Genomic DNA, 13,400 nt, shown 5'->3' with positions numbered 1-13,400 from the left:
TCGTGAACTTTTCCAGCAAGGGCGGGCGTGCCCTGCCCTGGGCGCTGGTCACGCCGGCGCTCGGCTGGACGCTGCTGTTCTTCGTGCTGCCCTTCGTCGCCATGGCGGTATCCAGCCTGACGGCGCATGAAGGCGGCGGCTTCACGCTGTCCAACTACAGCCAGTTCTTTGCCAATCCATCTTACTGGCAGGCGATGGTGAACTCGCTGCAGGTCACGGCCATCGTCACCGTGATCTCGGTGCTGCTTGCCTATCCCTTCGCCTGGATCCTGGCCGAGCAGGTGCCGGAGCGCTGGCAGCGGCTGGCGCTGATGCTGGCGGTGCTGCCGTTCTGGACCTCCTATGTCGTGCGTTCCTATTCGTGGCTGCTGGTGCTGGCGCAGAACGGCGTCGTCAACCGCGCGCTGACCGGCTCCGGGCTGTTCAGCGATCCGCTGCAGCTTGCCAATACGCGGCTAGCGACCGTCACCGGCTTCGTGCATTTCTTCGTCATGCTGTTGACGCTGACGATCTTCGCCAATCTGAAGCAGCTCAGCCCCAGCTACCGCAAGGCCGCAGCCGACCTCGGCGCCGGGCCGATCCGGACATTCCTGCATGTCGTTCTGCCGCTGACGCTGCCTGGCATCATGGTCGGCGCCTTCCTCACCTTTGTGCTGTGCATCGGCGACTACATCACACCGCAGATCCTCGGCGGCAACAATGAGCTGTTGATGCCGCAGCTCGTCATGATGCAGATCGGCCGGCGCGGCGATTTTCCGCTCGCCTCGGCGCTGTCGATCATCTTGATGGCAGTCGTCACCGTTGCCTATCTCGCCTGCGCCCGTTGGTTGAAGATCGAGCGGGCTTGACCATGCGCGCTCTCATCCGCCTCGTCTCCGGCCTTTACGCCATCGCCATCTACGGCTTCATCTTCCTGCCGGTGGTTGTGCTGATACTGTTTTCGCTGCAGGCGACGTCGTTTCCGATCCCGCCCTTCACCGGGCCGTCGCTGCGCTGGTACGAGGCCGTGCTCGCCGATACGCGGCTCACCTCGGCGCTGGTCAACTCGCTGCTGGTTGCCGTCCTCTCTTCGGCTGTCGCCGTCACGCTCGGCTTTCTCTCGGCCTGGGGTTTTGCACGCTTCGCCTTGCCGGGCTCGGGCCTGATGCGTGGACTGATCACGCTGCCACTGACCGTCAGCTATCTCATCATCGGCATGGGGCTGCTGGTGCTGTTCAACTGGGCCGGCGTGCCGAAGTCGCTTCTTGCCGCCGGCATCGGCCATGTCGTGATCAACCTGCCGCTGTGCTTTGCCATCGTCTACAGTCAGATGGGCGACCACCAGATCAATATCGAGCGCGCCGCGCGCGACCTCGGCGCGCCCGAATGGAAGGTGCTGCTGCTGATCACCGTGCCTGTGATGGCGCCGGCGATCTTCGCCGGTTTCTTCCTGTCGATGACCTTCTCCTGGGACGAATTCGTCATCTCGTTCCTGTTGACGCGCTTCGACACGACGCTGCCTGTCGAGATCTGGAACCTGCTGCGCTCCGGTCTCAATCCCAAGACCAACGCCGTCGGCTCGCTGGTCTTCGCCGTCTCCATCGTGCTGGTGGTATTGTTCGAGCTGATGCTGTTGCGGAGGAAGCCGGCATGACGGCGCCACTGGTCGATATAAGCTCTGTCTCGCATCGCTTCGGCCAGCACACGGTGCTGAAGAATGTCTCGCTGACGATCGAGCCGGGCAGCTACACGATCCTGCTTGGGCCGTCCGGCTCCGGCAAGACGACGCTTTTGTCCATTCTCGGCGGCTTCGTCATGCCGAGCGAAGGCAAGGTGCTGATCCGCGGCGAGGACTGCACCGCAGTACCACCGGCGAAGCGGCCGACGACGACCGTGTTCCAGGACTATGCGCTGTTCCCACATATGAGCGTCGGCAGCAATGTCGGCTTCGGCCTGCGCATGCAGGGTGTCAATGGCGCAACCCGGGCAGCAAGGGCGCGCGAGGCGCTGGCGCTGGTTGGCCTCGCCACCGCCTTCGACAAGAAGCCGCACCAGCTTTCCGGCGGGCAGCGGCAGCGCGTGGCACTGGCGCGCGCCCTGGTGGTCGAGCCGGCGGTGCTCCTGCTCGACGAGCCGCTCGGTGCGCTCGACCTCAAATTGCGCCGGCAGATGCAGGACGAGTTGAAGGCGATCCAGAAGCGTGTCGGCACCGCCTTCATCCACGTCACCCACGACCAGGAAGAGGCGATGGCGCTGGCCGACCATTGCGTGGTGATGAATGACGGGCGCATCGAGGATGAAGGGCCACCAGAGCGCGTCTATGCACGGCCGGCGACGCGCTTTTCCGCGACCTTCATGGGCGAAAGCACGCTGATTTCCGGAACAGTGACCGAGGCGAAGAGCGGCAAAATCACCGTCACCACGAAGCTTGGGTCGCTCTCGCTGGCTGGCACATTGCCGGCCGGCTCGACGGTTGCGCTGGCCGTCCGGCCTGAGCATCTTGTCCTCGGCGCTGCCAGCGGCCCTGTAGCGCTTGGCATGGCCAAGGTCAGCGACGTCGTCTTCCAGGGTAGCTTCAAGCGCGTGCTGGGAACCTCCACGACCGACCCGGCGTTGCACTTCATCGCCAAGGTCCCCTCCGCATCGGCCGTCCAGCCGGGCGACGTTGTCGCCGTATCGTGCGATGCTGGCGACGTCATCCTGCTTGCGGACTGAACATGAGCACGCTTCCAATCATCGACGCCGGCCACTGGTACGAAAGCATCCGCATGGGCGATGGCGTGACGCTGATCCACGAGCCGTGGATCAAGCCGTTCTTCCGCTGCAACATCTGGCATGTGCGCGGCCGCGACCGCGATCTGCTGTTCGACACCGGCCTCGGCCATTTTAGCCTGCGCCGCCACGTGCCGCTGGTCACGGAACGCAAGCTCACCTGCGTGGCCAGCCACACGCATTTCGACCATATCGGCTGCCATCACGAATTTCTCGACCGCTGCGTGCACCCGGCCGAGGCCGGGATCCTCGCCGACCCGCGCAATGAATGGACGGTTGCCGACCGCTATGCCACCGACGAGATGTTCGACGGCATGCCGCAAGGCTGGGACACGAATCGCTACCGGATCCTACCCGCACCAGCCGGCCGGTTGCTCGAACAAGGCGACATCGTCGATCTTGGCGACCGTGCCTTCGAGGTGATCCACACGCCCGGCCATTCACCCGGCGGCATTGCGCTCTACGAAAACAGGACGGGCATCCTGTTTTCCGGCGACATCATCTATGACGGCCCGCTGATCGACGACGTTTATCACTCCGATATCGACGACTATGTCGAAACGCTGCTGCGTATGCGCGGTCTCGATGTCTCGGTCGTGCATGGTGGGCATTTCCCGAGCTTCGGCAAAGTCCGCTATCGCCAGCTTGTCGACGAGTATCTCGCGCAAAAGCGCCAGGCCGGCTGCCATCTGCTCGCCCGATAAGGACTACGCTATAGCGTCAAAGCGCCCTTTGCGGGCAGGGTGTGCCCGCCGCGTCGCCGCAGCGTGAGGCCGTGGGCTCGGGTCTAAAACTCTTTTCCTCCGACTGGCGCACCAGTTCCGCGAAAGCCAGGGCAAAACTTGCCAGCATCAGGAAGACGATAATCAAGCGTGCCAGCGGCAATAGATCGGCCTCGACTGGTTAGCCCCACGCCGCCCATCCACTGCCGGCTAACATGATCGATCCGGCTTTACGAGAGTTTAAGGCAGGTCTTAACCATCACATCATTTTGTCCCCCGACATGATGCGCGAGTGCGCCCTGTTTGGCCGCCATCTCAAGACACCTCCCTCCCTTTGCAGAAATGCCCGCCCATGCTAACCCGGCGCTGGCGCGACCCCGCAACCGGTCGCCACCAATCGGTCGTTGCCAATCGGTTGTCGTTGAGAGCCATGAGCAAAACCGCCAGCCGTTTCGCCTTCGTCTCATCCGGTACAGCCGACGCCAATGCAGCGCTGGAAAGCCTTTCGGCACGCTACGGCCAGGCATCCGTCGAGGATGCCGGGATCGTCGTGGCGCTCGGTGGCGACGGCTTTCTGCTACAGACCCTGCGCGAGACGATGAGCACGGGAAAGAGGGTCTACGGCATGAACCGTGGCACCATCGGTTTCCTGATGAACGAATACCGCGCCAGCGGCTTGACCGGGCGCATCGCGGCTGCGGTCGCCGAAACGATCCGTCCGCTGGAGATGCAGGCGGTGACGGCGGAGGGTGAGACGATTTCGGCGCTGGCGATCAACGAGGTCGCGCTTTGGCGCCAATCCTACCAGACGGCCAAGATCCGCATCACCGTGGATGGGCAAGAGCGGCTGGAGGAATTGCACTGCGACGGCGTGATGATTGCGACGCCGGCCGGCTCGACCGCGTATAATCTGTCGGCGCACGGGCCGATCCTGCCGCTCGACGCTCCGCTGCTGGCACTGACCCCGGTCAGCCCGTTTCGTCCGCGCCGCTGGCGCGGCGCGCTGCTGTCCAACAAGGCGATCGTGCGTTTCGACATTCTGGAGCCGGAAAAGCGGCCGGTGAATGCCGCCGCCGACCACACCGAGGTCAAGGCGGTGACGACGGTCACGGTGAGGGAATCGCCGACGGCGACGGCGACGCTGCTGTTCGATCCCAACCATTCGTGGAACGAGCGCATTCTCGCCGAACAGTTCCGCTACTGAGCCGGCGCAGCAGCCACTGCGCAAATTAAGCATCGCGATTAAGGTTACGACTTCACAATCGCGCCAATGCCGCCCGTTTGTGTTGACAAATCGTAGGCTTGCGCCTACCTGCAATACCAATCTTGCAGGCGCGCGGCGCTTGCCGCGACTGTCTATGTTGCGCCCCCGAACCAGCCAAAGACAGCCAAACTTGTCCTCAGACACCCAGATCGCTCAAGAAGCGTTGACCTTCGCAGACCTCGGCCTGTCGCCGAAGGTCCTTTCCGCAGTTACCGATGCCGGCTACACCGAGCCGACGCCGATCCAGGCTGGTGCTATCCCGCACGCCTTGCTCGGCAAGGACGTGCTGGGCATTGCCCAGACCGGCACCGGCAAGACGGCGTCCTTCGTCCTGCCGATGCTCACCCGGCTGGAAAAGGGCCGCGCCCGCGCCCGCATGCCGCGTACGCTGATCCTCGAGCCGACGCGCGAGCTAGCCGCGCAGGTCGAGGAAAACTTCGTCAAATACGGCAAGAACCACAAGCTCAACATCGCGCTGCTGATCGGCGGCGTGTCCTTCGACGAGCAGGACAAGAAGCTCGAGCGCGGCGCCGACGTGCTGATCGCGACTCCCGGCCGCCTGCTCGACCATCGCGAGCGCGGCAAGCTCCTGCTCAATGGCGTCGAGATCCTCGTCATCGACGAGGCCGACCGCATGCTCGACATGGGCTTCATCCCCGACATCGAGCGCATCTGCGAGATGATCCCGTTCACCAGGCAGACGCTGTTCTTCTCAGCGACGATGCCGCCGGAGATCACCAAGCTCACCGAGAAGTTCCTGCACGCGCCGGTGCGCGTCGAAGTGTCGAAGGCTGCATCGGCCGCCACCAACATCATCCAGCGGCTGGTGAAATCCGGGCCAAAGCCTTGGGACAAGCGCGAGACGCTGCGCAATCTGATGAAGGCCGAGGATGCCGAGCTGAAGAACGCCATCATCTTCTGCAACCGCAAGGTCGAGGTGTCGGAGCTGTTCCGCTCGCTGCTGAAATATGATTTCGACGCCGGCGCCCTGCACGGCGACATGGACCAGCGCGCGCGCATGCAGATGCTGGCCAATTTCCGTGACGGCAAGCTGCGCTATCTCGTTGCTTCGGACGTCGCGGCGCGCGGCCTCGACATTCCCGACGTCAGCCATGTCTTCAACTACGACGTGCCGATCCACGCCGAGGATTATGTCCACCGCATCGGCCGTACCGGCCGCGCCGGACGCTCCGGCAAATCCTTCACCATCGCGACCAAATCGGACACCAAATACATCGACGCCATCGAACGGCTGATCGGCACCAAGATCGAGTGGCATGACGGCGACCTGTCGACGGTCGTCGTCAGCGAAGGCGGCGAGGATGAGGCCCCCCGCCGTGGCCGTGGTGCGCCACGCCGCGCCGGGCGCAAGGACGACGCCAAGGACAGGGGCGAGCGCAAGCCGCGTGAACGCCACGCCAAACGTGGCGAGGAAACGGCGCCGGAAGCGGTAAGCGAGGAACAGCCGGTCGTGGCCGAAGCCGCGGTCGCCGACATCGGCGAGCGGCGTACCCGCAAAGAGGCGATCCGCTCGGAAAACAGCGAGCGCCAAGCTTCACCTGAACGGAAGGCTTCGCCCGATCGCAGCGAGCGGCGCGCGCCGGAACGCGGCGATACCAGGCCACAGCGCGAGCGCCCTGCCCGTCAGCGCCAGGAAGACAATGACGCGACCGTGGGCTTCGGCGACGACATGCCGGCCTTCATGCGGATCGTCGCCAAGGTCTGATACCACAGCGCTCGCGCGTCCCGCCGACGCGCGAAGCACGAAGCCGGCATAAGACGGCCTCGCCTCACGCTGAGATGGCGTTAGTCCGGCAGGCCCGCCTTGCGAAGGCCTTCGATGTACCTGCTGCGATCGTCCGGTCGATAAAACGGCGGCAGCACCTCGGCAAGATTCGAAAGCCGCAGCGAGGGATCGAGCTCGCAGACCCGGGCCATCATCTGCTGCGCTTCCGACAGGCGCCCCGCAAGGGCATGACTCGCCGCCACTACACGCATCGCGCTCACGTAGTTCGGTTGGTACCGCAGCGACTTTCCCGCCCAAGTGGCGGCGTCATCGTAGTGGCCGGCACAAAAATGAGCGAGCCCGGTGTTGAATTGCCAAGCGAACAGGCGTGGATCCAATGGGCTTAGGCGCATGGCAAGCGCGGCGTGCTCGACGGCCTTGCCTGGCTCGCCAAAGCAAGCCCTGACCCAGCTGCTTAGGCCCCACGCGGCCGCTAGATTCGGGTTGAGAACGAGCGCGCGATCGATGCAAGCCGCACTGTCGTCAAGGTCGCCACCTACGTAGCCGAGCACGTATCCACCGAAGGAAAGCGCAATCGCATCGTCCCTTCCGAGTTCGACCGCTCTCCTGGCCAGTCGAGTAGCCTCGGCATTCTCTTTCGCGCGGTCGACCATCCAGCCGTTGCTTTTTCGGGTAGCATAGCACCGCGCCGCCCGCGCATAGGCTGCGGCAAACTCCGGGTCACCGTCGATCGCCTTCATGAAGAGGCGCAAGGCATCGTCAATGGCCGACCTACTAGTGATCGTCCGGTCAAAGGCCGCCAGCCCGCGGAGATAGTAGTCATAGGCGTCGAGGCTTTCAGTCGGTTTGCGTTTGGCACGCTCGATCTCAGCCTCCTCCATTTTCGGTGTGATTGCGCCGACAATGCTCGAGGCGACCTGGTCCTGCAGATCGAAGACTTCGGCGAGCGCTCCGTCAAAACGGTCGGCCCAGAGATAGGCCCCTGTCGAGGTGTCGATGAGCTGCCCGGCGATGCGCAGGCGGTCGCCAGCCCGGCGAACACTTCCCTCGACCACATAGCGCACGCCCAGCTCACGCCCGACCTGCTCTATGTCTACGGACCGTCCCCTGTAGGTGAAGCTCGAATTCCGTGCGACTACGAACAGGTGACGAAAGTGAGCCAAGGCCGTGACAATGTCTTCCACCATACCGTCGGCAAAATATTCCTGCTCCATATCACCGCTTAGATTCTGAAACGGCAGCACCGCTATCGATGGGTGGTCGTCGCGCCTCGTCGGGGCCGCCAGAACCTGCGCCAGTGATGCGACGCCGGAGCTTGGCTCCGGCCGCGGACGTTCAGGTCGTTCACGGGACTGCAGAGAAGCCGCCAGCGAGCTTGTCTGCTCCTCAGGCTCTGCATCCAGATGTTTTTTCAAAGCTGCCCGACACAGCTCGAACTGGCGTAAGGCGGCGTTTTCGTGACCTCGATGAGCGTGGATGCGGATCAGCGCCCGATGGGCCGCCTCCGCCGTCGGATCCGGGGCGAGCAATCTCTCCGCGAGCCCTTCGCAGGCCGTCTCTTCCGCTGAGCCGGGTGCGGGCAGCGCCAGGCTCAGCCGATCGACCAACTGCAGCGCTTTGCGCTGATACTTGCTCAGATAAGGTCTGAACCACTCGTCCAGTTCGTCAGGAATGGCTTGCCCGGCAAGCAGCTCACCGCGGTACAGATCGGCGGCGAAGGCGAGATCAGTGGTCCGGCCCTCCTCCAGCTTCCGGTCGAAGATCGAGATGTCCGCCTCATCCGGACCGGCAATAAGCGCGACGGTTTCCTGATCCCCATCGATGTAGACGGTGGCATCCGAGCTGGCGGGGAACGTGCGCCTGATGTCGACCAGCGCCTGACGCAAACTATTGCGGGCCTGCCCATTGCTTCGCCCCGGCCAAAAGGCTTCGGAAAGCTGCTCGCGACGATGGCCGCGGCGGCCTGCGAGAACCAGAGCAGCAAAAAGAAGCGAAGTCTTGCGTGTGGCGAACCGGACGGGCCGGCGCTCCGGGGAAGTAACCTCCAGGCCACCAAGCAACCGGATGCGCACAAATCGTCTCCAGACTTTGACCGCGGCGACAGAATAGCATCTCGGTGGATCGATTTAACACCGATTTAACGGCGGATCGTCGGACTCCTCCCAATTGTTCACACACAGCCGAACAGCCCGAAAACGCCTGCGTGGCACGCTCCCATCCGCAAACTCGAAATGGGAGACCAAAACAATGGCTCACACGGAAACTCGCGCCGCCCGCGGCATGTCCAAACGCTTGCTTGGGTCTGGCTTGAAAAGCGCAGCAATGATGATCGCTGTCTTCACGAGATGGCGGCGGACCGCCGTAAGACGCAGGGCACTGGCAGATTTGACGATCGATCAGCTGAACGACATCGGACATTTGGAGGTCCATCAACCAGCACCCGACGCCGTCAAGGCAGTTCTGATCACGAACTTGATATCGATGAGGTAAGATCGGCGCTCAGTTTGGTTTGGGCCCTAAAGGTTCCTGAGTTCCAGGCGAGATGCCAACAGGTCCAGAAAAGCGCGTACTTTGGCCGAGGACGACCTGCCTTCCGGCCACACGGCATGTATCGGCACCGGCACCGGCTCGAATTCGGTCAGAACCAGCTCCAGGCGGCCATCGTCCACCAGGTGTTTTACCTGCCAAAGCGGGGAGTAGCCCAAACCCAAGCCGTGAACCGCGGCTGCATAGATCGATATCATCAAATTGGACCGGAAGGTGCCCGCGACCTTCACCGGCCGGGGCTTGCCTTCAATCTGAAACATCCATTCGCCCGGGCGGCCGTCAACAGTTCGTACGATGCATTCATGCTCACGCAATTCAAGCGGATGGGCCGGTCGGCCGCGTTGTCGAAAGTAGGCAGGTGCGCCGAACACGACGCGCCGCAACGCCCCCAGCCGCTTCGCCCGTAGACTGGAATCCGGCAAATCGCCGATCCGGACCGCCAGATCGAGACCCACGGCATCCAGATCGACAAATTCATCGGAAAGCTGGAGGTCAACCTCAACCTGGGGATATGTCCGCATATAGTCGGCGATGACCGGCATCAGGAAATCCGGGCCGAACAGAACCGGGGCACTCACACGCAGGATGCCGGACGGCTCGGATCGTCGGTTGGCCGCCTGAAGCCTGGCTTCGTTTATTTCCTCGATGGCGGGCTTGATGCGTTGGAAAAAGGCCGCACCGGCTTCGCTCGGCGTCGAGCGGCGCGTCGTCCTGTGCAGAAGCTCGACCCCGATGGATTCCTCCAATGTCGCCAAAGACCGACTGACCGACTGCAGTGAGCGGTTCAGCCGGCGTGCGGCAGCCGTCAGGCTGCCATGCTCGACAATGGCAATGAAGGCTTCGAAATCATCTATCCGGCTCATCGCGTATTTCTCCCGAAAATCGGGATAAACTATCGCCACATCGATCAATTGTAACGCAGTTCGCTAGATTTTATCTTCCCTGCACAGGCCGAAAGGCAGACTCGAGGGAAGGAGATCGTCATGCGAACACCCAGTCCAACCGTCCTGGTCGTAGGCGCCGCAGGCCGCGTTGCCGGTTTGGTGGTGCCTGAACTCGTCCGCCGCAATGCCAGGGTTAGAGCGCTTGTTCGTGACGCCGCGGCTGCCGAAAAAGCCCGGAAAGCCGGGGCATCCGAGATCGCGATCGGTGATCTGCGCAACCATCAAAGCCTTGAACAGGCCGTCGAAGGTGTCGACGGTGTCTTCCACATCGGGCCGGCCTTTGCTCCCGACGAAGCCGCCATGGGGGTTGCCATGGTTGAGGCAGCGGCGCGAGCAGGCGTTCGGAAATTCGTCTTCTCATCTGTGATCCAGCCCACCAATACGAGGCTGGAAAACCATGCAAGCAAGGTACCGGTCGAAGCTGCCCTCTATTCGACGAACATGGAATACACCATTCTGCACCCGGCCAATTTCATGCAAAATATCGCGGCGGCCTGGCCGTCCGTCGTCGAGCATGGCGTTTTCGCCGAGCCGTTTCCAAAGACGGCGAAGCTGGCCCGCGTCGACTATCGCGACGTGGCTGAAGTGGCAGCGATCGCACTGACCGAAACGCGTTTGTCCTATGCGACCCTCGAGCTGTGCGCCGACGGTATGCACAGCCGCGAAGAGGTCGTTGCCATGATGAGCGAGGCGCTTGGCCGGCCGGTTTCAGCAGGCGAGCCGACATTTCAGGACTGGGCGGCGAAAGCCCGCCTTCCCTATACCGACCGGCAGTTGCAGATGCTGGCCAAAGTACACAGCCACTACGCCAAATACGGCCTCGGCGGGAACAGCCTGGCGTTGCGCGCCGCGCTTGGCCGCGAGCCGCGTTCGCTGCGAAGCTTCATTCGGGAATTGGCGCTGCCGGTGGCACATGCCGCCTGATCGTCCTCACAATAACGCTTACGCACACTTTCTGATTAGGAGATTTCGATGCAAGCATCACCGGACCGAGCCTTCAAATTGAGAAAGCTGCCGCCCTCCTACGGCGCGGTGGTGATGCCGTTGGTTCTTTCGATTCTGATGTCCTCGATTGTCTCGGCGGTTTCGACGGCAATCGGCGCAGGCTGGACGGACGGGTTTATTGCGGCCTGGAGCTATGCATGGGGCGCTTCATGGCTTGTTGCGTTTCCCAGCCTGCTGATTGTGCTTCCGATCGTGCGCCGGATCGTTGCCGCGATTGTCGATCAGCCGGCCCGGTCCTGATATCACAAACGCAGCGCGCCGGCGGCCGGCGGTCCGGCATAACCATTAGAGCGGCCCCGTACGGAGCCGCTCTCGGTTCATGCGCTTGCCTCAGGTGAGCGGCGACAGCTGGATCTCGACGCGGCGGTTCTGAGCCCGGCCGGCAGCGGTCGCGTTGGAGGCGATCGGACGCGTCTTGCCGAAGCCGGTGACGGCGAAGCGGCGGGAATGGACGCCCTGCCCGGACAGATAGTTGGCGACCGCCAGGGCGCGGCGCTGCGACAGGTCGAAATTGTGCTCGTCGCCGCCGGTCGAGTCGGTGTGGCCGAACACGTCGACGGTGGTCTGCCGGAACTTTTTCAGCACAAGGGCAACCGAATTCAGCACCGGATAGAACCCAGCCTTCACCGCATCCTGGTCGACGTTGAAAGTGATGTCGGACGGCATGTTGAGGATGATCTGGTCGCCGGTGCGGGTGACGCTGACGCCGGTGCCCTCAAGCTGCCGGCGCAGTTCGGCCTCGTTCTGGTCCATGGTGGCGCCGATGGCGCCGCCGGCAAGCGCACCGATGCCCGCGCCGATCAGCGCGTTGCGGCGGTCGTTGCCGCCGGCAAGCATGCCGAGCCCGGCACCAGCCAACGCTCCCAGACCGGCGCCGGCAGCGGTGTTGGAAACCTTCTGCTCCCCGGTGTAGGGATCGGTGGTGCATGCGCTCACGAGCACAGCCGTCGCCACGACGGCGAGCACAATCTTTTTCATATGGTGGTCCCTCTCCATACCACGGCCGCGCAATGGCGCACCGCATCAGCCCTTCCAGCGACTTGTAACATGAAATGCGGCGAAAAGCGGACCAGCAAAAGCCGCTGCGGCGGCTTTCCCCGGCTCATTCCACCCGGCTGCCAGCGGCTCGCGCGACCACCGCAATTCGACCGTCTACCAGAGGTTCTTGCCGTCGATGACCACCACTTCGACCTTGTCGAGATCGAAATGGTCGAACAGCCGCGAATTCACGCTGATCTTCGGATTGTCGAAATTCGGCTCGCCCGTCGACCAGTCCGGCGTTTCGGTGAAGGTGCCGCAGCCGCAGGTGGCGCAAAAACCGTGTTTTATGGTTTTCGATCCCCATCGGTAGAACGAAACATTCTCCGGCGGGCTGGTAAGTCTGAATTGCGATGGCGTGTAATAGGCCCACAACGACCCGCGTTTCGAACAGAAGGAACAGGTGCATCGCGTCACCGTCTGCGGCGCTTGCGAAACCTCGAACGTGGTCGCCTTGCAGTGGCAGCTTGCCTTGATGGTCATGGATTAGTCCCTCACAATGCCCGCCGCCCCTACGGCAAGGCACCATAAAGAAACGCTCCTGACAACTCTCCGTCAGCAGATCTGTCGTCTGCAATGCGCAGTTTCAAAAGTGTTGTAACCCAATCGAGGGCGTGTCGATCCCAAAAACCCTGCACACCCTCGGGTCAAGCCCAAGGGCAAGCTTTTGGGGGCGACATGCATCAATAGGACGATGGCGGCACGAACAGACAGATGGTCTTTCCGTCATTGGCGCCGGCGACCGAGCACCAGTGATATGCGCCGTCGGGCGAATTCTTGATGCGCTTGTCGCTATAGGCCACGACTTCGCCTGTCCCCTTGATGACATAGCCTTCGGGGCGCTCGCCGATAGATATCGGCGCAACCTCGCGGCAGTCATAGCCCGAGCAGCAGGAGAACGGATAGCTCCAGCCTTGCGGCATCGCCGCGGTCGGCTTGGCATCATGCGCCAGAGCAGGCGCCGCGAATGGCATCGCGGCAGCTATCAAAACCACTGCCGCGACAAGGGAATTCAGAAATCGGCGCGCCGTGTGAACGGCATGGGCCGGTCTGGTTGTAAGAGCAGGCATGGGCGCAGTTCCTATCAACGGTTGTCAAGCATCTCGCTTGCCCGTTCCCGGAACGTGTCTTCCCAGTGGCCGGATCGTCAGGTCGCAGATACGCCGCGCCCGGCCATAAATGCTTTTTTCCTCCCCAGCGCTTGGATGCTGGGCTGATTCCTTGGTCGGCGCAAGGAATTGCTGTCGCAAACCGAACGCCGACCTCTGCGGCCGGAACCAGCCTGCCGGCCGGGTTGACGAGACTGGTACGATCACCCCCGGCAGCGAGGGTTGCCAATAACGGAATTCGGCTCGCAGTGGTTCCGGGCTCGGCACCGGCAG

At 62.8% G+C, this 13,400-nt stretch carries 13 protein-coding genes; 8 read left to right on the top strand and 5 right to left on the bottom strand.

Translation table 11 applies throughout. The features are described 5' to 3' along the window. Positions 1–2 precede the first annotated feature (2 nt). The 6 genes from NKH37_RS28710 (at position 3) to NKH37_RS28685 (ending at position 6,463) form a co-directional block, all read left to right on the top strand. Positions 3–848: an ABC transporter permease gene (locus NKH37_RS28710; protein WP_353006501.1), complete on the top strand. Its 846-nt coding sequence runs from the start codon at positions 3–5 to the stop codon at positions 846–848. A 2-nt stretch (positions 849–850) separates the two neighbouring features. Beyond that, positions 851–1,633: an ABC transporter permease gene (locus tag NKH37_RS28705; RefSeq protein ID WP_023717499.1), complete on the top strand. Its 783-nt coding sequence runs from the start codon at positions 851–853 to the stop codon at positions 1,631–1,633. Next, entirely contained in the window at positions 1,630–2,694 is a 1,065-nt protein-coding gene (locus NKH37_RS28700) for an ABC transporter ATP-binding protein (protein WP_023717498.1), read from the top strand. Before NKH37_RS28705 ends, NKH37_RS28700 begins: the two co-directional genes overlap by 4 nt. Positions 2,695–2,696: 2 nt before the next feature. Then, a complete protein-coding gene (locus NKH37_RS28695; protein WP_353042001.1) occupies positions 2,697–3,455 on the top strand; it encodes an MBL fold metallo-hydrolase in 759 nt (252 codons plus the stop codon). Between the two features lie 448 nt (positions 3,456–3,903). Beyond that, entirely contained in the window at positions 3,904–4,677 is a 774-nt protein-coding gene (locus tag NKH37_RS28690) for an NAD kinase (protein WP_352496188.1), read from the top strand. 190 nt (positions 4,678–4,867) lie between these two features. Continuing rightward, positions 4,868–6,463, top strand: a complete 1,596-nt coding sequence (locus NKH37_RS28685) for a DEAD/DEAH box helicase (RefSeq protein ID WP_031193535.1) — start codon at positions 4,868–4,870, stop codon at positions 6,461–6,463. Positions 6,464–6,543: 80 nt separating this feature from the next. Here NKH37_RS28685 and NKH37_RS28680 read toward each other — a convergent pair whose 3' ends face one another. Next, the gene (locus NKH37_RS28680) at positions 6,544–8,556 is read right to left on the bottom strand and encodes a BTAD domain-containing putative transcriptional regulator (protein WP_352817999.1); all 2,013 of its coding nucleotides are present in this window, start codon (positions 8,554–8,556) and stop codon (positions 6,544–6,546) included. 444 nt (positions 8,557–9,000) lie between these two features. Then, the gene (locus tag NKH37_RS28675; protein WP_352717370.1) at positions 9,001–9,894 is read right to left on the bottom strand and encodes a LysR family transcriptional regulator; all 894 of its coding nucleotides are present in this window, start codon (positions 9,892–9,894) and stop codon (positions 9,001–9,003) included. Positions 9,895–10,014: 120 nt separating this feature from the next. On the opposite strand from NKH37_RS28675, the gene NKH37_RS28670 reads away from it, so the two are divergent. Then, entirely contained in the window at positions 10,015–10,899 is an 885-nt protein-coding gene (locus NKH37_RS28670; RefSeq protein WP_353006504.1) for an NmrA family NAD(P)-binding protein, read from the top strand. Positions 10,900–10,947: 48 nt separating this feature from the next. Then, positions 10,948–11,220, top strand: a complete 273-nt coding sequence (locus NKH37_RS28665; protein ID WP_023717491.1) for a DUF2798 domain-containing protein — start codon at positions 10,948–10,950, stop codon at positions 11,218–11,220. 90 nt (positions 11,221–11,310) lie between these two features. Here NKH37_RS28665 and NKH37_RS28660 read toward each other — a convergent pair whose 3' ends face one another. The 3 genes from NKH37_RS28660 to NKH37_RS28650 all read right to left on the bottom strand — a co-directional run bounded on the left by NKH37_RS28660 (position 11,311) and on the right by NKH37_RS28650 (position 13,088). Beyond that, on the bottom strand, positions 11,311–11,958 hold the full coding sequence (locus NKH37_RS28660; RefSeq protein WP_353006507.1) for a YiaD family glycine zipper/OmpA-like lipoprotein: 648 nt from the start codon (positions 11,956–11,958) through the stop codon (positions 11,311–11,313). Between the two features lie 174 nt (positions 11,959–12,132). After that, positions 12,133–12,501 carry a GFA family protein gene (locus NKH37_RS28655; protein WP_352496192.1) on the bottom strand — a complete coding sequence of 123 codons (369 nt, stop codon included), beginning with the start codon at positions 12,499–12,501 and terminating at the stop codon, positions 12,133–12,135. A gap of 200 nt (positions 12,502–12,701) precedes the next feature. Beyond that, positions 12,702–13,088 carry a hypothetical protein gene (locus NKH37_RS28650; RefSeq protein ID WP_023717488.1) on the bottom strand — a complete coding sequence of 129 codons (387 nt, stop codon included), beginning with the start codon at positions 13,086–13,088 and terminating at the stop codon, positions 12,702–12,704. Positions 13,089–13,400: the final 312 nt, after the last annotated feature.

The organism is Mesorhizobium sp. M1217, from assembly GCF_040318275.1.
In the GTDB taxonomy this organism is placed as follows: domain Bacteria; phylum Pseudomonadota; class Alphaproteobacteria; order Rhizobiales; family Rhizobiaceae; genus Mesorhizobium.
Note: the sequence above shows the minus strand (reverse complement) of the source record. Positions and strands in the feature narration are given on the sequence as shown.